General features: G+C 58.3%; 19 protein-coding genes. 9 read left to right on the top strand and 10 right to left on the bottom strand.

Going from position 1 to position 20,338, the window contains the following annotated elements; genetic code table 11:
- The first annotated feature begins 30 nt into the window (after positions 1-30).
- Both ACOTYH_RS03220 and ACOTYH_RS03225 read left to right on the top strand, forming a co-directional pair.
- Positions 31-1,245 (top strand): MFS transporter, encoded by a 1,215-nt coding sequence (locus tag ACOTYH_RS03220; RefSeq protein ID WP_421637555.1) that lies wholly within the window; start codon positions 31-33, stop codon positions 1,243-1,245.
- A complete protein-coding gene (locus ACOTYH_RS03225) occupies positions 1,235-2,047 on the top strand; it encodes a Cof-type HAD-IIB family hydrolase (protein WP_421637556.1) in 813 nt (270 codons plus the stop codon). The genes ACOTYH_RS03220 and ACOTYH_RS03225 overlap by 11 nt, the downstream gene beginning before the upstream one ends.
- A 90-nt stretch (positions 2,048-2,137) precedes the next feature.
- Here the strand turns inward: ACOTYH_RS03225 and ACOTYH_RS03230 are convergent, their stop codons facing one another.
- On the bottom strand, positions 2,138-3,370 hold the full coding sequence (locus ACOTYH_RS03230) for an MFS transporter (RefSeq protein WP_172739279.1): 1,233 nt from the start codon (positions 3,368-3,370) through the stop codon (positions 2,138-2,140).
- Positions 3,371-3,537: 167 nt separating this feature from the next.
- Here ACOTYH_RS03230 and ACOTYH_RS03235 point away from each other — a divergent pair, with 167 nt between their 5' ends.
- The 3 genes from ACOTYH_RS03235 (at position 3,538) to deoR (ending at position 5,708) form a co-directional block, all read left to right on the top strand.
- On the top strand, positions 3,538-4,266 hold the full coding sequence (locus ACOTYH_RS03235; RefSeq protein WP_032653080.1) for a phosphatase PAP2 family protein: 729 nt from the start codon (positions 3,538-3,540) through the stop codon (positions 4,264-4,266).
- A gap of 7 nt (positions 4,267-4,273) precedes the next feature.
- Positions 4,274-4,882 carry an undecaprenyl-diphosphate phosphatase gene (gene ybjG, locus ACOTYH_RS03240; RefSeq protein WP_062938122.1) on the top strand — a complete coding sequence of 203 codons (609 nt, stop codon included), beginning with the start codon at positions 4,274-4,276 and terminating at the stop codon, positions 4,880-4,882.
- A 67-nt stretch (positions 4,883-4,949) separates the two neighbouring features.
- Positions 4,950-5,708 carry a DNA-binding transcriptional repressor DeoR gene (gene deoR / locus ACOTYH_RS03245; RefSeq protein ID WP_017384886.1) on the top strand — a complete coding sequence of 253 codons (759 nt, stop codon included), beginning with the start codon at positions 4,950-4,952 and terminating at the stop codon, positions 5,706-5,708.
- A gap of 86 nt (positions 5,709-5,794) precedes the next feature.
- Here the strand turns inward: deoR and dacC are convergent, their stop codons facing one another.
- A complete protein-coding gene (dacC, locus tag ACOTYH_RS03250) occupies positions 5,795-7,000 on the bottom strand; it encodes a serine-type D-Ala-D-Ala carboxypeptidase (RefSeq protein WP_023296184.1) in 1,206 nt (401 codons plus the stop codon).
- 243 nt (positions 7,001-7,243) lie between these two features.
- Here dacC and ACOTYH_RS03255 point away from each other — a divergent pair, with 243 nt between their 5' ends.
- The gene (locus ACOTYH_RS03255; RefSeq protein ID WP_017384888.1) at positions 7,244-7,870 is read left to right on the top strand and encodes a glutathione S-transferase family protein; all 627 of its coding nucleotides are present in this window, start codon (positions 7,244-7,246) and stop codon (positions 7,868-7,870) included.
- Here ACOTYH_RS03255 and ACOTYH_RS03260 read toward each other — a convergent pair whose 3' ends face one another.
- Positions 7,871-8,989, bottom strand: a complete 1,119-nt coding sequence (locus tag ACOTYH_RS03260; RefSeq protein WP_017384889.1) for a PQQ-dependent sugar dehydrogenase — start codon at positions 8,987-8,989, stop codon at positions 7,871-7,873.
- A 106-nt stretch (positions 8,990-9,095) separates the two neighbouring features.
- A complete protein-coding gene (gene bssR, locus ACOTYH_RS03265; protein WP_003858412.1) occupies positions 9,096-9,479 on the bottom strand; it encodes a biofilm formation regulator BssR in 384 nt (127 codons plus the stop codon).
- A gap of 217 nt (positions 9,480-9,696) precedes the next feature.
- On the opposite strand from bssR, the gene rimO reads away from it, so the two are divergent.
- Positions 9,697-11,022 carry a 30S ribosomal protein S12 methylthiotransferase RimO gene (rimO, locus tag ACOTYH_RS03270; protein WP_017693743.1) on the top strand — a complete coding sequence of 442 codons (1,326 nt, stop codon included), beginning with the start codon at positions 9,697-9,699 and terminating at the stop codon, positions 11,020-11,022.
- Between the two features lie 63 nt (positions 11,023-11,085).
- On the opposite strand, the gene gsiD is transcribed toward rimO, so the two are convergent.
- From gsiD to iaaA, 5 genes are read right to left on the bottom strand one after another with little or no spacing between them, the layout of a single operon-like run.
- The gene (gene gsiD / locus ACOTYH_RS03275; protein ID WP_015571027.1) at positions 11,086-11,997 is read right to left on the bottom strand and encodes a glutathione ABC transporter permease GsiD; all 912 of its coding nucleotides are present in this window, start codon (positions 11,995-11,997) and stop codon (positions 11,086-11,088) included.
- A gap of 1 nt (position 11,998) precedes the next feature.
- On the bottom strand, positions 11,999-12,919 hold the full coding sequence (gene gsiC / locus ACOTYH_RS03280; RefSeq protein WP_006809475.1) for a glutathione ABC transporter permease GsiC: 921 nt from the start codon (positions 12,917-12,919) through the stop codon (positions 11,999-12,001).
- Positions 12,920-12,924: 5 nt separating this feature from the next.
- Positions 12,925-14,463 (bottom strand): glutathione ABC transporter substrate-binding protein GsiB, encoded by a 1,539-nt coding sequence (gene gsiB, locus ACOTYH_RS03285; RefSeq protein WP_015571028.1) that lies wholly within the window; start codon positions 14,461-14,463, stop codon positions 12,925-12,927.
- A gap of 23 nt (positions 14,464-14,486) precedes the next feature.
- Positions 14,487-16,358, bottom strand: coding sequence for a glutathione ABC transporter ATP-binding protein GsiA (gsiA, locus tag ACOTYH_RS03290; RefSeq protein WP_332944226.1), 1,872 nt, complete (start codon positions 16,356-16,358; stop codon positions 14,487-14,489).
- 11 nt (positions 16,359-16,369) lie between these two features.
- Complete coding sequence (iaaA, locus tag ACOTYH_RS03295) at positions 16,370-17,308, bottom strand: beta-aspartyl-peptidase (RefSeq protein ID WP_017384893.1); 939 nt, start codon at positions 17,306-17,308, stop codon at positions 16,370-16,372.
- A 189-nt stretch (positions 17,309-17,497) separates the two neighbouring features.
- On the opposite strand from iaaA, the gene moeA reads away from it, so the two are divergent.
- Together moeA and moeB are read left to right on the top strand one after the other, a co-directional pair.
- Positions 17,498-18,730, top strand: a complete 1,233-nt coding sequence (gene moeA / locus ACOTYH_RS03300) for a molybdopterin molybdotransferase MoeA (protein ID WP_033486341.1) — start codon at positions 17,498-17,500, stop codon at positions 18,728-18,730.
- Between the two features lies 1 nt (position 18,731).
- Complete coding sequence (gene moeB / locus ACOTYH_RS03305; RefSeq protein ID WP_023303354.1) at positions 18,732-19,484, top strand: molybdopterin-synthase adenylyltransferase MoeB; 753 nt, start codon at positions 18,732-18,734, stop codon at positions 19,482-19,484.
- An 86-nt stretch (positions 19,485-19,570) separates the two neighbouring features.
- Here the strand turns inward: moeB and fsa are convergent, their stop codons facing one another.
- Positions 19,571-20,233 (bottom strand): fructose-6-phosphate aldolase, encoded by a 663-nt coding sequence (fsa, locus tag ACOTYH_RS03310; protein WP_062938124.1) that lies wholly within the window; start codon positions 20,231-20,233, stop codon positions 19,571-19,573.
- Between the last annotated feature and the right edge of the window lie 105 nt (positions 20,234-20,338).

A 20,338-nucleotide genomic window follows, 5' to 3' on the forward strand; every position in this document is an offset into this window, starting at 1 on the left:
GCTATTGTTGTACTTCTGGTGCTGATCCCAATGACGCTAACTTCTCCTCGCAAAGCCCTGCATCTGCGCATGTGGGCGCTGTTTATGTTCTTCTTCATCCCCGGGCTGCTGATGGCTTCCTGGGCAACGCGCACCCCGGCAATCCGCGATACGCTATCCGTTTCGACGGCGGAGATGGGGATCGTGCTGTTTGGCCTGTCGATTGGCTCGATGAGCGGCATTCTCTGCTCGGCCTGGCTGGTGAAACGCTTTGGCACGCGCGCGGTGATCCGCACCACCATGTGCTGCGCCGTGGTGGGAATGCTCGGTCTGAGCGTGGCGCTGTGGCTCGCCTCGCCGCTGATGTTTGCCCTTGGGTTGATGGTATTTGGCGGCAGCTTTGGTGCGGCGGAAGTGGCCATTAACGTCGAGGGGGCCGCCGTTGAACAGGCGATGAACAAAACGGTGCTGCCGATGATGCATGGCTTTTACAGCCTCGGCACGCTGGCGGGCGCGGGCGTAGGGATGGCGCTGACGGCGCTGGGCATTGCGGCCAATGTGCACATTTTACTCGCGGCGCTGGTCTGCATTATCCCGATCCTCACCGGCATCAGGGCTATTCCCGCAGGCACAGGACAAAATGCCTCGGACGAACAGAAGTCTGCGGCAAAAGGGTTGCCCTTCTATCGCGATTTCCAGCTGATGCTGATTGGTGTGGTGGTACTGGCGATGGCGTTTGCTGAAGGCTCCGCCAACGACTGGCTACCGTTGCTGATGGTGGACGGGCACGGATTCAGCCCCACCTCCGGCTCGCTGATTTACGCCGGGTTTACGCTCGGCATGACCGTCGGACGCTTTACCGGGGGCTGGTTTATCGACCGTTACAGCCGCGTGGCTGTCGTCCGTGCCAGCGCCCTGCTGGGTGGGCTGGGCATCGCGATGATTATCTTTGTGGATGTGGACTGGATTGCCGGCGTGTCGGTGATCTTGTGGGGACTGGGCGCCTCCCTTGGCTTCCCGCTGACCATTTCCGCTGCCAGCGATACCGGCCCCGACGCGCCGACGCGCGTGAGCGTCGTAGCGACCACGGGCTACCTCGCTTTCCTGGTGGGGCCGCCGCTGCTTGGATTCCTCGGTGAGCACTACGGGTTACGCAGCGCGATGCTGGTGGTATTAGGGTTAGTCATTATTGCCGCCCTGGTGGCGCGAGCGGTGGCAAAACCGGAAGCAGAAACAACGTCAATGGAGAAGGGATATGAGCGTTAAACTGATTGCAGTCGACATGGATGGCTCCTTCCTGAGCGATGCGAAAACCTATAACCGCGCGCGTTTTCTGGCGCAGTACGCGCGCATGAAAGCGCAAGGCATCCGTTTTGTGGTCGCCAGCGGAAACCAGTACTACCAGCTGATCTCATTTTTCCCGGAGATCGCCCATGAAATTGCCTTCGTCGCCGAAAACGGCGGCTGGGTGGTAGATGCGGGCGAAGACGTGTTTAACAGCGAACTGTCGAAAGAGCATTTTCTGACCGTCGCCACCCTGTTAAACGACGTGCCCGGCATAGAGATAATTGCCTGCGGAAAAAACAGCGCCTACACGCTGAAAACGTATAACGACCTCTTCAAAGAGATTGCTGCGAAATACTATCACCGCCTTGAAAGCGTCAGCAGCTTTGACAACCTCAACGATATTTTCTTCAAATTCGGGCTAAACGTCTCTGACGACGAAATTCCGCGCATTCAGGCGCTGCTGCATGAGAAGCTTGGCGACATCATGGTGCCGGTGACCACGGGACACGGCAGTATCGACCTGATTATCCCCGGCGTACACAAAGCTAACGGCCTGCGGATCCTGCAAGCGCGCTGGGGCATTGAGGACAGTGAAGTGGTGGCCTTTGGCGACAGCGGTAACGACGTGGAGATGTTGCGCCAGGCTGGGTTTGGCTTCGCGATGGCCAATGCCAGACCGCACATTAAGGCGGTGGCCCGCTATGAAGCGCCGAACAATAATGACGAAGGGGTGCTGGACGTAATTGATAGGGTGCTGGACGGGGAGGCGCCGTTTAATTGATTCCGTGCGCTCTGGTGCCCTCACCCTAACCCTCTCCCACAGGGAGAGGGGACTGTCCCGAGCTCGCCCACGGGGGAGAGGGAATAAGAATTACGGTTGCAGGGCGTTTCCGACGCGCTTGTCTTTCAGGAATACCACCATCAGGGCAATCCACAGCACGCCGTTGGCGAGGTTAAACAGGCTGAACAGTCCGTTACCGCCGAAAGCATAGGCATGCTTGCTCACCTCAATACCGACGGTGAAAATCAGCATTTGCAGCATCCCCATCGCGGCAGACACCGTGCCTTTACTCATTTCACTGGCGAACAGCGTCAGGCGCACCAGGCCAGCATTCGCCACGCCAATACCAAACGCATAAACGCTCAGCCCCGCCGTCATCCACAGGTACGCATGGGACGAGACTATGGTCGCCACCGCCGCGATAATCAGCCCTGCCGCTATGGGCCAGCCGCCCATAATAATCAGCGAACGTACGGTACGGCGGGACGTCAGACGCGCCAGCACCAGGTTACCGATAATCAGCGCGCCAAAAATCGGCACCTGTAACAGGCCATACTCATAGCTGCTAAGCTGTTCGCCGCTGATGATAATGACCGGCGACTGGGCAATCCACGCCAGCAGCGGCAGGCTGACAAAGCCCGTCGCCAGCGCGCCCGCGACAAAACGACCGTTTTTCAGCACCGCCTTATAGTCACGCCCCAGCTCTTTAAGCGAGAGCTTTTCGCCCAGGCGGGTGGCGGTCTCCGGCATCGCACGGTGCAGCCCAAAGAAAGAGATGGCCGCAAGCGCGGCAAAGAGGACGAACATCCCTTCCCACGGCGCAACGTGGACCCATGCGGCTCCCACCAGCGGCCCCAGAAGCGGCGCAATCAGCGCCACGTTCGCCATCAGCGCGGTTATTTTGATACATACCGCCTCCTCAAACGACTCCTGAATAGCGGCGTAGCCCACGGCGCCAATAAAGCACAGGCTCACGCCCTGAAGGAAACGCAGCAGCGTGAATTGCTCAATGTTCTGCGCCAGCAGCGTGGCGAGACAGGTGACGATAAACCACACCACGCCCGTCAGCATCACCGGGCGGCGGCCAATACGATCCGACAGCGGCCCTAAAAGCCACTGTAAAAACATGCCGCCCGCCAGATAGGCGGTCATGGATGTAGGTACCCACTCAATACCTGCGTTGTACTGCTCAACCACAGCCAGCATGCCTGGCTGGATCATGTCGTTGCCGATGTAGGTAGAGAATTCGTAAAGCACCAGACACAGAGGAAAAAGTAACGCCTGACGACCCAGACGATTACCGGAAGAAGAACGGTTTATCATGCAATCTCTTTAGTATGAAAAAATCGCGATGAGTGTAATGAATTGCCGCTGTCTGAGATAGCACAATCATGTGAAAACTCAGAAATAAGGCACTTATCGTTGTTGTTTAAGGTTTCCTTAAGTTGCCCTCCCTATGATAGTGCTATTTCACGTTATTGACCGAAACTATGACACACGCCGTCAGCCCTTCAGAATTATCTAAGTTACCGACAAATAAGACAAAAAGCCTTTACCGTTTTTCTGCCCGCTTTTATGGTTATCAGCTTTTCGGGCTGATCGTCCTTGCGCTGCTTTTTACCTGGCTTTCGCGCGATGAATCGCTTGACCGATGGATAACCGGCTTCTGGTATGACGCGGCGACGCACCATTTCCCGCTACAGCAAAACCCGCTGCTGGATCTGCTGAACCATCGGCTGGCGAAATATGTGACCATTGCGCTGGCTGCCGCATCGCTGATTTACGGCGCTTACAAACGCAATGCCCGGCTGGTGACGGCCGCGCTTCTGATGGGGCTGGGGGCGCTGGTAGTTGGGGTGCTGAAAAGCATAAGCCACCACAGCTGTCCGTGGGATCTGGTGGAGTATGGCGGCAAAGCCGTCTCGTATCCCCTGTTCAGCGCCGTTCCGGCAGACAGCGGACCGGGACGCTGCTTTCCCGGCGGCCACGCCTCAAGCGGGTTTATGGTGATGGGGTTGTTTTTTGCCTTCTGGCGTGAACGTCCGCGCCTGGCATGGTCCTTTGTCGCGTTAGGCGTTGTTATGGGGCTGCTGATGGGATTCGGGCAGGTCATGCGCGGCGCGCATTTTTTCTCTCACAACCTGTGGGCCGGGTGGTGGGTCTGGTTTTCCCAGGTGCTGGTTTACGGGCTGGTTTCCACCTGGTTTGCTAAAGAGTAACGAGATTATGTTAGAAAATCTGAACTACGAACTGTTTTACCTGCTCAACGCCACGCCAGCATCACCGAAATGGATGATCGATCTCGCCACCTTCATTGCGAAAGATGTGATCAGCATTGTACCGGCGCTGGCGGTGATCCTCTGGTTATGGGGACCTCGTACACAGGTCACCGCCCAGCGCCATCTGGTGATCAAAATGGCGATGGCGATCGGCGTGAGCGTGCTGGCAAGCTACGTGCTGGGCCACGCCTTCCCGCACGATCGTCCGTTTGTCGATCGCGTCGGCTACAACTTCCTGCACCATGCGCCGGATGACTCGTTCCCGAGCGATCACGGCACGGTGATCTTCACCTTTGCGCTGGCCTTCCTGTTCTGGCATCGCCTGTGGTCCGGCATGGTGCTGATGGGGGTGGCGGTCGCCATCGCCTGGTCCCGCGTCTACCTGGGCGTGCACTGGCCGCTGGATATGGTCGGCGGTTTCCTGGTGGGGCTGATGGGCTGCGTCAGCGCAGCCATCCTGTGGAGCCTCTTTGGTCCGGCGCTTTATCGTGGATTATCACAGGCCTATCGCGTTCTGTTTGCCCTTCCGATCCGCAAAGGCTGGATACGTGACTAACCCCGGTCCGTCAGGTTACACTTGAGCCCCCGCCCTGCGGGGGCTCACTTTTTTAGCCCGAGGATCTATGGAAACACGTCGCGATGACCGCATTGCTCAGCTACTTCAGGCGCTGAAGCGCAGCGATAAGCTGCATCTTAAGGAAGCCGCTACCCTGCTTGGCGTGTCTGAAATGACCATTCGTCGCGATCTGAACAGCGACAGCGCCCCCGTTGTGCTGCTTGGCGGGTATATTGTTCTGGAGCCGCGTAGCGCCAGCCATTATCTGTTAAGCGATCAAAAAACACGCCTGGTGGAAGAGAAGCGCAAAGCCGCGCGGCTCGCCGCCTCGCTGGTGCAGCCGCATCAAACGCTGTTTTTTGACTGCGGTACGACAACCCCGTGGATCATCGAGGCCATCGACAGCACCGTTCCCTTTACCGCCGTCTGTTATTCGCTAAACACCTTCCTGGCCTTGCAGGAGAAACCGGCGTGCCGGGTGATTTTGTGCGGCGGCGAGTTTCATGCCAGCAACGCCATCTTCAAACCGCTGAATATTCAGGACACGCTGAGCAATGTATGTCCGGATATCGCCTTTTACTCTGCGGCGGGTGTGAATGTGAAACAGGGGGCAACCTGTTTTAATCTTGAAGAGTTACCGGTGAAACAGTGGGCGCTCAACGCCGCACAGCAGCATGTGCTGGTGGTTGATCACAGTAAATTTGGCAAGGTTCGTCCGGCAAGGATGGGGGAACTGTCGCGCTTTGACGCCATCGTCAGTGATTGCCGCCCGGATGACGAGCTGGTGTCGTATGCAAAGGCGCAGCAGGTGAAGTTGATGTATTGAGGTTGTGCCGGGTGGCGGCTTCGCCTTACCCGGCCTACAACGGCTCAAACGAAGGCCGGGTAAGCGCAGCGCCACCCGGCAAAAACCTAGCTAAACCAGCTGCCAAACCAGCCGTGGAACTTCATTAATACAAAGTCCCACATCCGGCTGAAGAAGCCGCCCTCTTCCACCGCTTCCATCACCACCAGCGGACGCTGCTCAATGGATTTGCCGTTAAGCTGGAAATCTATCGTCCCGACCACCTGGCCTTTTTTCAACGGCGCGGTCAGCTGTGGCTCGGTCAGGGTATAGCTGGCTTTCAGGTTTTTCAGCTGACCGCGTGGAATGGTGACGGAACCCGCTTCACCTGCCCCCAGGTTCACTTCACTTTTATCCCCAAACCAGACGCGCTGGCTGACGAAGGTGGCGTCCGGCTTAATCGGCGTGACGGTTTCAAAGAAGCGGAAACCCCAGGTCAGAAGTTTTTCGGATTCATTAAAACGAATGCGGTCGGTTTTCGTCCCCAGCACCACCGAGATCAGGCGCATGTCGCCCTGCGTCGCAGAAGCCACCAGGTTGTATCCGGCCCCGGCGGTCGTCCCCGTTTTCATGCCGTCCACGTTAACGTTACTGCTCCAGAGCAGACGATTACGGTTAGGCTGGCGGATATTGTTGAAGGTAAACTCTTTCTCTTTATGGATGGCGTACTCATCCGGCACGTCATGGATCAGCGCTTTGCCCAGCAGCGCCATATCGCGCGCGGTACTGAACTGACCGGGCGCATCCAGGCCGTGAACGGTTTTAAAGGTGGTGTTGGTCAGACCCAGTTTTTGCGCGTAGCCATTCATCAACCCAATGAATGAGTCCTGACTGCCTGCGACGTAATCGGCCAGCGCAATACAGGCATCATTTCCCGACTGAATAATGACCCCTTTATTCAGATCGGAAACGGAGACCTGATCGCCGGGCTTCAGGAACATGACGGACGAGCCGCGCAGCGCCGGGTTACCCGTCGCCCAGGCATCTTTGCCGACGGTGACCATGTCATCCAGCTTGATCTTGCCCGCTTTCAACGCCTGGCCCACAACATAGCTGGTCATAATTTTCGTCAGGCTCGCCGGGTCGAGTTTTTCGTCGGCGTTACCTTCCGCCAGCACTTTCCCGCTGGCGTAATCCATCAGGATCCAGGCGCGCGCATCGACAGGCGGCGCTTCGGGCGCCGTCTGTTCCGCCGCATGGAGCGTTGGGGCAAAAAGGAAAAGCAGCGCCGAGCCTGCCGCCAGGCTGCGCAGAGAAGAAGTTTTTTGCGTCATAAATGCCACCCGAGTGTCCATTCTAAAAATCACGTCACAATCACCGTGTCGCAAGAAGCGATGAGTAATAGCGCACTACAGCGTTCAAAGAAACCTGTTCCAGGTAAAGTTTTTAAAGTTTATGCAATAACATTCAGATACGCTTTGATTGCGGCGTTTTTTTTAGCATCTGTTGCGTAATTGTTAGGTTTATCTCACCATGGCGAAAAGCTGACTCGGATTCACATCTCATCGGGAGTAAATATGATTACGCTGTGGGGCAGGAACAATTCGACTAACGTGAAGAAAGTGCTCTGGACGCTGGAGGAGCTGGATTTACCGTTCAACCAAATCATGGCTGGCATGGCGTTCGGGGTGAATAAAGACGCCGACTATCTGGCGATGAACCCAAACGGACTGGTGCCGTTGCTGCGCGATGACGAGACAGACGCCACGCTGTGGGAGTCCAACACCATCGTGCGTTATCTCGCCGCGCAGTACGGCCAGGGTCGGCTGTGGGTTGAAAATCCAGCCCGCCGCGCGCAGGGCGAAAAATGGATGGACTGGGCAAACCAGACGCTTTCCCCCACGCACCGGGTGATCCTGATGGGGCTTGTCCGCACGCCGGAAGCCGAACGTGATTATCCCGCCATTCATGCCGCCCAGGACGCCTGCGAATCCCTGTTCGCGATGATGGACGACGAACTGGCGAAGCACGCCTGGTTCTCCGGCGACACCTTCGGCGTGGGCGATATCGCCGTCGCCCCCTTCGTCTGGAACCTCACTAACATGGGTCTTAGCTGGAGCCCGCGCCCTCACCTGGAGCGCTGGATCCAGCAGCTTAGCGAGCGCCCGGCGTATCGCAACGTGGTGATGATCCCGGTGACCTGATTACGACCTGGACGGGCTGACTTTCAGCAGTTGCCCGTCCGTCTCGTCAGTCAGCACGTACAGATAGCCATCCGGCCCGACGCGCACATCGCGAATACGCTGATCTTTATCGCCCAGAATGCGTCCGTCCTCCGTCACGCTATTGCCCTTCACGCTCAGCACGATGACGTCTTTCTCCTTCAGAGCGCCGATAAACAGCTTGTTTTTCCACTGCGGGAAGACGTCGCTGTTGTAGAACGCCATGCCGCTGACGGCGGGCGATACTTTCCAGACAAACAGCGGCTTTTCGGTGCCCTCAACGTGCTCGCCTTTCGCTTCCGGGATTTTCAGGCCGCTGTAATTGATCCCGTGCGTCGCCAGGGGCCAGCCGTAGTTTTTGCCCTTCTCAGGAATGTTAATCTCATCCCCACCGCGTGGTCCGTGTTCGTTGAGCCACAGCGTGTCGCTCCACGGATTCATCGCCATCCCCTGCGGGTTGCGAATGCCATAGGACCAGATTTCAGGGCGCGCACCGGCGGTGTTCACAAACGGATTATCCGGCGGCACTTTTCCGTCCTCCGTCAGGCGCACCACCTTGCCCTGAAGCTTGTCCAGCTCCTGCGCCGTCGGGCGCTGGTTGTTTTCACCCAGGCCAATAAAGAGATAGCCTTTGCCGTCGAACACCAGCCGTCCGCCAAAGTGGTTGCCGGTAGAGAGCTTCGGCATCTGTCGGAACACCACCTGGAAGCCCTCAATGCGCGAAAGGTCATCGCTCAACCGCCCGTAGCCCACCGCGGTACCCGCTTTGCCATCATTACCTGCCTCGGCGAAGCTGAGCCAGACCCGCCGTGACTGTGCAAAATCCGGGGCCAGCGCGACGTCCAGCAGTCCGCCCTGGCCGCTCGCCCACACTTTCGGCACGCCGACAATCGGATCGGAGAGCCCTTTTCCAGCCTGCCAGTGCTTAAGCTGCCCGTCTTTGAGCGTGATGAGCAGCCCCTTGTTATCTGGCAGAAACGCCAGCGACCAGGGGTGATCCAGTTTTGTCTGTAGCACGTCGACCTTAACCGTCTCAGGCGCTGCAAGCAGTGAAAGCGGGAATAACAAGACTGGAAGGAAAATCAACGAGGATCGAGGCATAACGCACTCCTTTATCGACATATGGCTTAAAGATTAGCCACTGTTCCCGGGTGCGTTACCACTTTTACAAAAGCTTAATCAGAAGGGGGAGTTGCCTCCCCCGGGTTCAGTGCCGGGCAAGCGTTTCCGGCTTGTTCAGACACATGATGCAAAGCGCGAGCGTGGTCAGGCAGTTTTCAAGCTTCTCCGCGTTAACGGCAATAAAATTCGGGCAGTCGTGACGTCCGTTCATCAAACAGACTCCGGCGATGGAGAGCACCTCGGCGGCGCGGCGCAGCGCCACTAATTCGCTTTCAGCGTAGTGCGCTTTCAGGATGGGTGCTTTTTCACGCATGAAATTGCAAAGTTCAAAGAAGTTATCACGCAGATTTTCGCTTTCGCTGACTGACATATACCCTTTCGCCTTGCGGAGTTGCAGATATGCGGCCAGGTCGATTCGGGCGTTGATCAGCTTGTTAAGCAGATCGCGTTTCAGTCTGTCAACGGACATGCTATTTCCTCCCCTGTCAGCCATGTTACCTTATTAAGGATAAGGTCATTTTTTGTACAATGTAATGCCTGAGATCAATAAACGATAACTGATTAACATTCTTTACAATGTTACAACGATTGCCCGCCTCAACTGCGCCATCAAGAGTGTATAAATCCCCCGCGATACGCTGTAAAATCCCGCCCTGATAACTCCATAATTGATGAATTTTTAACCTATGAGCAATGTTACGCACCCGCCGAAAATCGGCTTTGTCTCCCTCGGCTGCCCGAAGAACCTGGTGGACTCCGAACGCATCCTGACTGAACTTCGCACTGAAGGCTATGACGTGGTGCCAAGCTACGACAACGCCGACATGGTGATCGTCAACACCTGCGGGTTCATTGACAGCGCGGTCCAGGAGTCACTGGAAGCCATTGGTGAAGCCCTGACGGAAAACGGCAAAGTGATTGTCACCGGCTGCCTGGGCGCGAAGGTGGATCAGATCCGCGAAGTGCACCCGAAAGTGCTGGAGATCACCGGCCCGCACAGCTACGAGCAGGTGCTGGAACATGTTCATCACTACGTCCCCAAACCAAAGCACAACCCGTTCCTGAGCCTGGTGCCGGAACAGGGCGTGAAGCTGACGCCGCGCCACTACGCCTACCTGAAAATTTCCGAAGGCTGCAACCATCGCTGTACCTTCTGCATCATACCGTCGATGCGTGGCGATCTGGTGAGCCGTCCGATTGGCGAGGTGCTGGCAGAAGCCAAACGCCTGGCCGACGCGGGCGTGAAGGAGCTGCTGGTCATCTCCCAGGACACCTCCGCCTACGGTGTGGACGTCAAACACCGCTCCGGTTTCCACAACGGCGAGCCGGTGAAAACCAGCATGGTCGGCCTGTGCGAGCAGCTGGCTAAGCTCGGGATCTGGACGCGCCTGCACTACGTCTACCCTTATCCGCACGTTGACGATGTGATCCCGCTGATGGCGGAAGGCAAAATCCTGCCGTATCTGGATATCCCGCTACAGCACGCCAGCCCGCGCATTCTGAAGCTGATGAAACGTCCTGGCTCCGTGGATCGCCAACTGGCGCGCATCAAGCAGTGGCGTGAGATTTGCCCGGATCTGACCCTGCGCTCCACCTTTATTGTCGGCTTCCCGGGTGAAACCGAAGAAGATTTCCAGATGCTGCTCGACTTCCTGAAAGAGGCGCGTCTGGATCGCGTCGGCTGCTTCAAGTACAGCCCGGTTGAAGGCGCAACGGCCAACGAGCTGGCGGACCAGGTACCGGAAGAGGTAAAAGAGGAGCGCTGGAACCGCTTTATGCAGCTGCAACAGCAGATCTCTGCTGAACGCTTGCAGGAGAAAGTGGGCCGCGAAATTCTGGTGATTATCGACGAAGTGGACGAAGAAGGCGCGATTGGCCGCAGCATGGCGGATGCACCGGAAATCGATGGCGCGGTGTACCTGAACGGCGAAACACAGGTTAAGCCGGGTGATATTATTCGCGTGAAGGTTGAAAACGCGGATGAGTATGACCTGTGGGGTAGCCGGGTTTAAACACCCAGCTTCCCTTTTGTAGGCCGGGTAAGGCGTAGCCGCCACCCGGCACATTCCACAGCACTACCCTTTTATCCGCGGATCCAGCGCGTCGCGCAGCCCATCCCCCAGCAGGTTAAACGCCAGCACGGTCAGGAAAATCGCCAGGCTCGGGAAGATCGCCACGTGTGGCGCAATCACCATATCCGCCCGCGCCTCGTTCAGCATCGCGCCCCACTCCGGCGTCGGCGGCTGTGCCCCTAACCCCAGAAACGACAGGCTGGCCGCCGAGATAATCGACACGCCTATGCGCATGGTGAAATAGACCACGATAGACGAGACCGTTCCCGGCAGAATATGGCTGAACAGGATGGTGGCATCGCTGGCTCCCATGCTGCGCGCCGACTCGATAAAGGTCTGCTGCTTCAGCACCAGCGTGTTGCCACGTACCAGACGCGCGAAAGCGGGAATCGAGAATACCGCCACGGCGATAATGACGTTCGCCATGCCGCTGCCCATCACCGCCACCACGGCAATCGCCAGCAGAATACCGGGAAAGGCAAACAGCACGTCGCAGATACGCATGATGATGCGGTCCCACCAGCCTTCGTAGTACCCGGCCACCAGCCCCAGCACGGTGCCAATTGCTGCGCCCATCAGCACCGCGAAGACCCCGGCCGCCAGTGAGATCTGCGCCCCTACCAGCACGCGGCTAAAAATATCGCGCCCGAGCGAGTCCACGCCAAACCAGTGCATCATCGACGGACCATCGTTCAGCCGGTCGTAGTCGAAGTAGTTTTCCGCATCAAACGGGGCTATCCAGGGGGCGATAATCGCCACCAGGATCAGCAGTAACACAAACAACCCGGCGACCATAGCGACGGGCTGACGACGGAATCGACGCCAGAACTCAACCCACGGGGTGCGAATATGGTCCGGCCTGATCCCCGGCATAGCGTTTAAAATGGCCTGGCGACGCCAGTTCAGTAATCGCATCTTACTTATACCTGATGGCCGGGTTAATGGCGGCGTAAAGCACATCCACCACTAAGTTGATAAGAATAAACTCCAGCGAGAAAAGCAGGACTTCAGCCTGAATAACCGGATAGTCACGCATATCGACCGAGTCGACCAGCAGGCGCCCCAGCCCCGGCCAGTTAAAGACCTTCTCAACCACGATAGAGCCCCCCAGCAGGAAGCCGAACTGTAGCCCCATCATCGTGACCACCGGGATCATCGCATTACGAAAACCATGCTTCAGAATGACCCATTTCTCACTCACCCCTTTTGCCCGCGCGGTGCGAATGTAATCTTCGCTCAGCACGTCGACAAACGAGGCGCGGGTAAACCGGGCCATAACCGCCGCAACGGCCGCGCCTAGCGTCATAGAGGGCAGAATGTAGTGCTTCCAGGTGTCGGCCCCGACGGTCGGCAACCAGCCCAGCTCGACGGAGAAAATCTGCATCAGCAGCATGCCCAGCGCAAACGCCGGGAAAGAGATGCCGGTGACCGCCAGCGCCATACCGAGCTTATCCGGCCAGCGGTTGCGCCAGACGGCGGCGACAATCCCCGCCCCCAGGCCAAAGACAACCGCCCAGCTCATACTGGCAATCGTTAACCAGAAGGTAGGCATAAAGCGGCTGGCAATCTCCTCCGACACCGGACGACGCGACACCATTGAGATGCCGAAATCGCCCTGAAGGACATTGCCAATGTAACGCAGAAATTGCCTGTACAGCGGTTGGTCAAGACCGAGCTGTTTACGCACCAGTTCAATAACCGTCGCATCCGCTTCCGGTCCGGCAATCAAACGCGCCGGATCGCCGGGCAGCATATGGACAAACAAAAACACCAGCACGGCCACAATCAGCAGCGTCGGGATAAGCCCCAGCAGGCGTTTACACACATAATTCAGCATGAGTTTTATTTCAAATCCGCGTCATCAAAGCTAAAGCCCGTATCCGGCATGATGTAAAAACCGGTCAGCGCTTTGTTGTGGGCTGAGACCAGTTTTTCCACCACCAGCGGCACCCACGGCGACTCTTTCCAGATAATGTCCTGCGCCTCTTTGTACAGGCGTGCTTTCTCTTCCGGTTTGGTGGTTTTTAGGGCATCGGCCAGATCTTTATCCACCTGCGGATTACTGTAGAACGCGGTATTGAACAGCGTTGGCGGCCAGTTCTGGGAAGCAAACAGCGGCGACAGGGACCAGTCCGCTTCTCCGGTTGAAGCCGTCCAGCCGGTGTAGAACATCCGCACTCCGCTCTCTTTCTGTCCTTTGCCTTCCACTTCCGCCGCTCGCTGTCCGGCATCCATCGCCGTAACCCTGGCTTTAATGCCCACCTGCGCCAGCTGCTGCTGGGTAAATTGCAGCACCTTCTGCGCGGTACTGTGGTTATGCGACGACCACAGCGTAGTGCTAAAGCCGTTCGGATAGCCCGCCTCTTTCAGCAGTTCCCGCGCTTTCGCCGGATCGTAAGGCCACGGCTGATAGCTTTGCGCGTACTCAATGGTTGGCGGCATCACGCCCGTCGCCGGGGTGGCATAGCCGGCAAAGGCCACCTTCACCAGCGCCTGGCGGTTAATGGCGTAGTTGATGGCTTCACGCACCTTCGGGTTATCAAACGGTTTCTGCGTGACGTTCATGCTGATGTAGCGCTGCATAATCGACGGGCTGGCCACCAGTTCCAGCTTGCTGTTTTTCGCCAGCAGCGCCGCCTGTTCGTACGGGATTGGGAAGGCAAACTGCGCTTCGCCGGTTTGCAGCATTGCGGCGCGGGTGTTGTTGTCCACTACCGGCCGCCAGGTGATGGTATCCAGCTTCGGCAGCCCCTGCTGCCAGTATCCGGCGAATTTTTTTACCTTCACAAAATCGGTCTGATTCCAGGTAAGCAGTTCGTACGGTCCGGTCCCCACCGGGTGGAAGCCAATCTCTTTGCCGTATTTTTTCAGGGCGGCGGGCGAAATCATCGCCGTCGCGGGATGCGCCAGGATATTGATAAACGCCGAGAACGGCTCTTTGAGGGTGATCTTCACCGTCGCCGGATCAACCACCTCGGTCTGGGCGATATTTTTATACAGGTTGTAGCGTTTAAGACCGTTTTCCGGATTGCTGGCACGATCCAGGTTGACCTTAACCGCCTCGGCGTTGAAGTCGGTGCCATCCTGGAACTTCACGCCGGTACGGAGCTTAACGGTATAGACCAGCCCGTCGTCCGACACGGTATAGCCTTCCGCCAGCACGTTTTTCAGCTTCATTTCGCGGTCCAGGCCGAACAGCCCCTGGTAGAAGGATTTTGCCACCGCCTGAGAAAGAGTGTCGTTGGCATCATACGGATCCAGGGTCGTGAAGTTAGACCCCACAGCCACCACCACATCTTTCGCCGCGAACGCGGGGGCGGCGGCCAGCGCAGCCGTCACGCTCGCGGCCAGCAGCCATTTACGAGCAACAAAAGGAACCATTGTGTTCTCCTGCCTGTTGTAAGTTATAACCGCGAGAATGCATTGCCCTGACGCGGTGGTGCGACAAAATGACCGGGTCCCACCTCACACAGCGCCACGCGCTCCAGGGTTTCGCCCCGTTTACGAATATTGCTCGGCATTTCGTCCTGCAACAGCACGCGCTGGGCGTGACGATGCTCAGGATCGGCAACCGGTACGGCAGCCATCAGCTTGCGGGTGTACGGGTGCTGCGGGTTTTCAAACACCGCCCGACGGGGGCCGATTTCAACAATTTGCCCCATGTACATCACCGCCACGCGATGGCTGATCCGCTCCACCACCGCCATATCGTGGGAGATAAACAGAAACGCAATGCCCAAATCCCGCTGTAAATCGAGCAGGAGATTGATGATTTGCGCGCGGATAGAGACATCCAGCGCTGACACGGACTCATCCGCAATCACCACTTTCGGATTGAGGGCTAATGCCCTCGCAATGCAGATACGCTGACGCTGACCGCCAGAAAATTCGTGCGGATAACGCCAGGCATGCTCCGGCTTCAGGCCCACGCGCTCCAGCAGCCATGCGACGCGGCGCTGCGCGGCTTCACCGTCGAGCAGGTTATGCACCCGCAGCGGCTCCATAATCGAGTACCCCACCGTATGGCGCGGATCGAGCGACGCATAAGGATCCTGGAATATAAACTGAATATCCCGGCGCACCGCCTGCAATTTACTGTTAGGGAGCGTGTCGATGCGCTCACCGTTGAAGGTGATGCTCCCCTCCTGCGACGCCACCAGCCTGAGCAGCGCCCGCCCGGTGGTGGATTTACCGCAGCCGGACTCCCCCACCAGCGCCAGCGTTTCGCCCGGCCAGAGATCAAAACTGACGTTTTCAACCGCATGCACTTCGCGCTTCACGCGATTGAGGATCCCGCTACGCAGCGGGAAACGGGTCACCAGGTCACGCACTTCGAGGATTGGCCTGCCGGGAACCACCGTATCCTGCTCGGTTTCGTCTTCCTGCTGGCCCTGTTCGGTCTGTGAGAGCAGCGGAAAACGGCGCGGAAAATCACTGCCATTCATGGCCCCCAGACGCGGGACCGCCGCCAGCAGCGCTTTGGTATAAGGATGCACCGGCGCATGAAAGACCTGCTCCACCGTGCCGGTTTCCACGGCATTGCCCTGATGCATAACCAGCACCCGATCGGCAATATCCGCCACCACCCCCATATCGTGGGTGATGAAAATCACCCCCATCTCCATCTCCTGCTGCAACACCTTAATCAGTTGCAGGATCTGGGCCTGAATGGTGACATCCAGCGCCGTGGTGGGTTCGTCCGCAATGAGCACCGCCGGACGGCACGACAGCGCCATCGCAATCATCACCCGCTGGCGCATGCCGCCGGAAAGCTGATGCGGATAGCGGGACAAAATCGCGTGCGCCTCAGGGATACGCACCAGCTCCAGCATCCGTTTTGCTTCGTTGAGCGCCTCATCACCGCTCAGTCCCTGATGCAGGCGGATAGATTCGGCAATCTGCTCGCCCACCGGAAAAACCGGGTTCAGGGAGGTCATCGGCTCCTGAAAAATCATCGCAATATCTGCCCCGCGCAACCCCTGCATCTGGGACGCACTCAGCTCGTTGAGATCGATAACCTGACGGTTGCGACGGCGCAACAGCATCCGCTCGCTGGTGACCTGCCCGCCCGTCTGCTCAAGCAGACGCATCAGCGCCAGCGCGGTAACGGATTTACCGGAACCTGATTCGCCAACAATCGCCAGCGTCTCGCCACGCCTGAGCGAAAACGATAAATTCTGTACTGCGGGGATGAACTGCCGCTCTTCCTGAAACGCAATATTCAGTTGGTGGACAGCCAGCACTTCGCAGTTGTCCAGCTCTTCACGGTGCGGCACGCAATGCCCCCTTATTCACGATAAATGCCTGTGCTGGGCGCATCGCCGGCATACCCCCACGCCCGGTACATCCCTTCACTGTTGAACGGCAGAGCCACGTTGCCCTCCCGATCCACCGCAATTAAGCCGCCAATCCCGCCCAGCGCCGGCAGTTTCTCCATTACTACCCGCTCGCAGGCCTCACTCAGGCTTAATCCGCCGTAATCCATTAGCGCGGTAATGTCGTAGGCCGCCAGCGCGCGGATAAACACTTCGCCGGTGCCGGTGCATGACACCGCCGCGGTGGCGTTATTGGCGTAACACCCGGCCCCCGGCAGCGGGCTGTCGCCGACGCGACCGGGAAGTTTGTTGGTCATACCGCCTGTCGACGTCGCGGCGGCGAGATTACCGGCTTTATCCAGCGCCACCGCGCCTACCGTGCCCATTTTGCTGCGTTCATCGAGCGGCGCGGCATGGTCCAGCTGCGTCATCCCCGCTGTACGGGCGTCCAGCAGTTGCCGGTAACGCTCCTCGGTGGAAAAAAGATCGGGCGAGACCGTGTCCATCCCGTGCTCAACGGCAAATTTTTCCGCCCCCGCCCCGGCCAGCAGCACATGCGGGCTTTGTTCCATCACCAAACGCGCGGCCAGCACCGGATTACGCAGACGGCTGACGCCCGCTACCGCGCCCGCCTTCAGGGTGACGCCGTCCATCACGCAGGCATCCAGCTCGTGCGTTTCATCGCGCGTAAAGACCGAGCCAATACCGGCATTAAACAGCGGGCACTCCTCCAGCAGACGTACTGCTTCGGTCACCACGTCCAGCGCGCTGTCGCCCGCTTCCAGCATCCGCTGGCCTGTTTCCACAATGGCGTTCAGCGCATCAATATAACGCTTCTCCTGCTCGGGACTGAGCTGTGCACGGGTGATTGCCCCGGCACCGCCATGAATTGCGATAACCGCTTTACTCATTTCGCATCACCCATTAGCCTGGCTGGCTGCTTTTTCTATAAATATCATTATCGTCGACGAATCTTCAGATGATTTTTGAATATAGAAAGACGCAACTGTGATGTAAAGCGTACACCCATCGGGTCATACAGTTAACCGCACTTTTCTGCCATAATGAGCGCTTTCGTTGTTACTCCGCAGGAGCCCACCATGGATTTTACCGCCGGACTGATGCCGCTTGAGACGGCACTCTCGCAGATGCTTGACCGCATTACTCCACTGCACGACGTTGAGACACTGCCGCTTGTGCGCTGTTTTGGCCGTATTGCCGCGCGCGATATCGTCTCGCCGCTGAACGTGCCGGGGTTCGATAACGCGGCGATGGACGGCTATGCCGTACGTCTGGCGGATCTGCAAACGGGTCAGCCGCTGCCGGTGGCAGGTAAAGCGTTTGCCGGGCAGCCGTTTAACGGTGAGTGGCCAGCGGGCACCTGCGTGCGCATTATGACCGGGGCACCGGTGCCAAAGGGCTGTGAAGCCGTGGTGATGCAGGAAGAGACCGAACAAACGGACGACGGCGTGCGCTTTACCGCCAGCGTCAAAGCGGGACAGAATATCCGCCACATCGGGGAAGACATTACCCTGGGCGCAACGGTCTTTGCCGCCGGGCAAAAGCTGACGGTCGCCGAACTGCCGGTGCTGGCATCGCTTGGCATCGCGGAGATTGACGTGGTCCGCAAAGTGCGCGTGGCGGTGTTCTCCACGGGAGACGAGCTACAGCTTCCGGGTCAGCCGCTGAACGAGGGGCAGATTTACGACACCAACCGTCTGGCGGTGCACCTGATGCTTGAGCAGCTGGGCTGTGAGGTGATTAACCTCGGTATCATTCCTGACGATCCGCAAAAACTGCGCGCGGCGTTTATCGACGCTGACGCCTCTGCCGACGTGGTGATCAGCTCCGGCGGCGTATCGGTTGGCGAAGCGGATTACACCAAAAGCCTGCTTGAAGAGCTGGGCGAAATCGCCTTCTGGAAGCTGGCGATTAAACCGGGCAAACCGTTCGCGTTTGGCAAACTTCCGCACAGCTGGTTCTGTGGCCTGCCGGGTAACCCGGTCTCTGCCGCGCTGACCTTCTACCAGCTGGTGATCCCGCTGCTGGCGAAGCTTTCAGGCAACAATGCCAGCCCGCTGCCGGAGCGTGTGCGCGTGCGGGCGGCAACGCGCCTCAAAAAATCACCGGGCCGTCTCGATTTCCAGCGCGGCATTCTGGCGCGCAACGCCGACGGCGAGCTGGAGGTGAGCACCACCGGGCATCAGGGTTCGCACATCTTTAGCTCCTTCAGTCAGGGTAACTGCTTTATCGTGCTGGAGCGCGATCGCGGCCACGTTGAGGCGGGCGAATGGGTTGAAGTGGAACGCTTTAACCACCTGTTCGGAGGCTGACATGACGGTGGAACTGAGCGACCCGGAGATGATGCGCTATAACCGCCAGATCGTGCTACGCGGGTTTGATTTCGAGGGCCAGGAAGCGCTCAAGGCGGCCAGCGTGCTGGTTGTGGGCCTGGGCGGTCTGGGCTGCGCAGCGGCGCAATACCTGGCTGCGGCGGGTGTCGGCAGCATGACGCTGCTGGATTTCGACACCGTGTCGGTGTCCAACCTGCAACGCCAGACGCTGCACAGCGACGCGACGGTCGGTCAGCCTAAAGTGGAATCAGCACGCACGGCGCTGGCGCGCATTAACCCCAACGTTCAGTTCACCCTGATTGACGCGATGCTGGATGACGACGCGCTGTTTGCGCAGATTGCACGGCATGACCTGGTGCTGGACTGCACCGATAACGTCGCCATTCGCAACCAGCTCAATGCGGGCTGCTTTGCCCGTAAAACGCCGCTGATTTCCGGCGCGGCCATCCGCATGGAGGGGCAAATCAGCGTCTTCACCTACGCTGAAGGAGAGCCCTGCTACCGCTGCCTGAGCCGTCTGTTTGGCGAGAATGCGCTGACCTGCGTCGAGGCGGGCGTGATGGCGCCACTGGTTGGCGTTATCGGTTCCTTGCAGGCGATGGAGGCGATCAAAGTGCTGGCGCACTACGGCACGCCCGCAGCGGGTAAAATCGTGATGTATGACGCGATGACCTGCCAGTTCCGCGAGATGAAGCTGATGCGTAATCCCGGGTGTGAGGTGTGTAGCCAGTAAAAAAGTCGGGTGGCGGCTTCGCCTTACCCGACCTACAACGGCCCGAGCGTAGGCCGGGTAAGCGTCAGCGCCACCCGGCAACAGCGTCAAATAGACGTCCGCCCAAACGCCCCCTGCCAGTCCTGCTCAAACTTCACAATTGCCGCATCCACGGCCGGAGAGGTAATAAACTGCTGCGCCACGTCCAGCGGCAGCGTGATGGACTCGCACCCTGCCAGCAGGCAGTCCAGCGCCTGGCGCGGGGTTTTAAAGCTCGCCGCCAGCACTTTTGACTGCGGGGCATGCAGGGTCAGCAGCTGTTGCAGTTCAACCACCGTCTGGATCCCGTCCCCGCCCTGCGCGTCCACGCGGTTCACATAAGGAGCCACATACTCAGCCCCCGCCAGTGCGGAGAGCATCCCCTGTGCTGCGCCGTACACCGCCGTACCCAGCGTCGGGATCCCTTCTGCTTTCAGCATTTTGAGCGCCGCCAGCCCTTCAGCGGTCACGGGCACTTTCACCACCAGGTCATTGATTATCGCGCGCAGTTTACGTGCGTCTTCCACCATTCCCTCGGCGGTCTTCGCCATCACCTGAGCGAACAGCCGGCCCTTGCCGCCCAGCGCGTCGTGCAGCGCGGGCAGCAGCTCTTCCAGAGGCGTTTTACCCGCCGCCACAATGCTTGGGTTAGTGGTCACGCCCGCCAGCGGGAAGATACGCGCCAGCTTTTTGACTGCCGCAACGTCAGATGTGTCGAGATAAAGTTCCATGATGTCACCCTCAAAATTAGCCTGCACTTACCCTATCACAGCAAAACCTGCTCAGGAATTGACCCATATCAAGATAACTTTCATTCGAAAGTAATTTAATCTTCA

Origin of the sequence: Enterobacter cloacae complex sp. SHL001 (genome assembly GCF_049236825.1) — a bacterium.
Taxonomy (GTDB): domain Bacteria; phylum Pseudomonadota; class Gammaproteobacteria; order Enterobacterales; family Enterobacteriaceae; genus Enterobacter; species Enterobacter hormaechei_C.

Excerpts from the sequence above, each read along its gene's own strand:
- ACOTYH_RS03220 (WP_421637555.1), top strand. The coding sequence starts at position 31 with ATGACGCTAACTTCTCCTCGCAAAGCCCTGCATCTGCGCATGTGGGCG.
- ACOTYH_RS03225 (WP_421637556.1), top strand. The coding sequence starts at position 1,235 with ATGAGCGTTAAACTGATTGCAGTCGACATGGATGGCTCCTTCCTGAGC.
- ACOTYH_RS03230 (WP_172739279.1), bottom strand. The coding sequence starts at position 3,370 with ATGATAAACCGTTCTTCTTCCGGTAATCGTCTGGGTCGTCAGGCGTTA.
- ACOTYH_RS03235 (WP_032653080.1), top strand. The coding sequence starts at position 3,538 with ATGACACACGCCGTCAGCCCTTCAGAATTATCTAAGTTACCGACAAAT.
- ybjG (WP_062938122.1), top strand. The coding sequence starts at position 4,274 with ATGTTAGAAAATCTGAACTACGAACTGTTTTACCTGCTCAACGCCACG.
- deoR (WP_017384886.1), top strand. The coding sequence starts at position 4,950 with ATGGAAACACGTCGCGATGACCGCATTGCTCAGCTACTTCAGGCGCTG.
- dacC (WP_023296184.1), bottom strand. The coding sequence starts at position 7,000 with ATGACGCAAAAAACTTCTTCTCTGCGCAGCCTGGCGGCAGGCTCGGCG.
- ACOTYH_RS03255 (WP_017384888.1), top strand. The coding sequence starts at position 7,244 with ATGATTACGCTGTGGGGCAGGAACAATTCGACTAACGTGAAGAAAGTG.
- ACOTYH_RS03260 (WP_017384889.1), bottom strand. The coding sequence starts at position 8,989 with ATGCCTCGATCCTCGTTGATTTTCCTTCCAGTCTTGTTATTCCCGCTT.
- bssR (WP_003858412.1), bottom strand. The coding sequence starts at position 9,479 with ATGTCCGTTGACAGACTGAAACGCGATCTGCTTAACAAGCTGATCAAC.
- rimO (WP_017693743.1), top strand. The coding sequence starts at position 9,697 with ATGAGCAATGTTACGCACCCGCCGAAAATCGGCTTTGTCTCCCTCGGC.
- gsiD (WP_015571027.1), bottom strand. The coding sequence starts at position 11,997 with ATGCGATTACTGAACTGGCGTCGCCAGGCCATTTTAAACGCTATGCCG.
- gsiC (WP_006809475.1), bottom strand. The coding sequence starts at position 12,919 with ATGCTGAATTATGTGTGTAAACGCCTGCTGGGGCTTATCCCGACGCTG.
- gsiB (WP_015571028.1), bottom strand. The coding sequence starts at position 14,463 with ATGGTTCCTTTTGTTGCTCGTAAATGGCTGCTGGCCGCGAGCGTGACG.
- iaaA (WP_017384893.1), bottom strand. The coding sequence starts at position 17,308 with ATGAGTAAAGCGGTTATCGCAATTCATGGCGGTGCCGGGGCAATCACC.
- moeA (WP_033486341.1), top strand. The coding sequence starts at position 17,498 with ATGGATTTTACCGCCGGACTGATGCCGCTTGAGACGGCACTCTCGCAG.
- moeB (WP_023303354.1), top strand. The coding sequence starts at position 18,732 with ATGACGGTGGAACTGAGCGACCCGGAGATGATGCGCTATAACCGCCAG.
- fsa (WP_062938124.1), bottom strand. The coding sequence starts at position 20,233 with ATGGAACTTTATCTCGACACATCTGACGTTGCGGCAGTCAAAAAGCTG.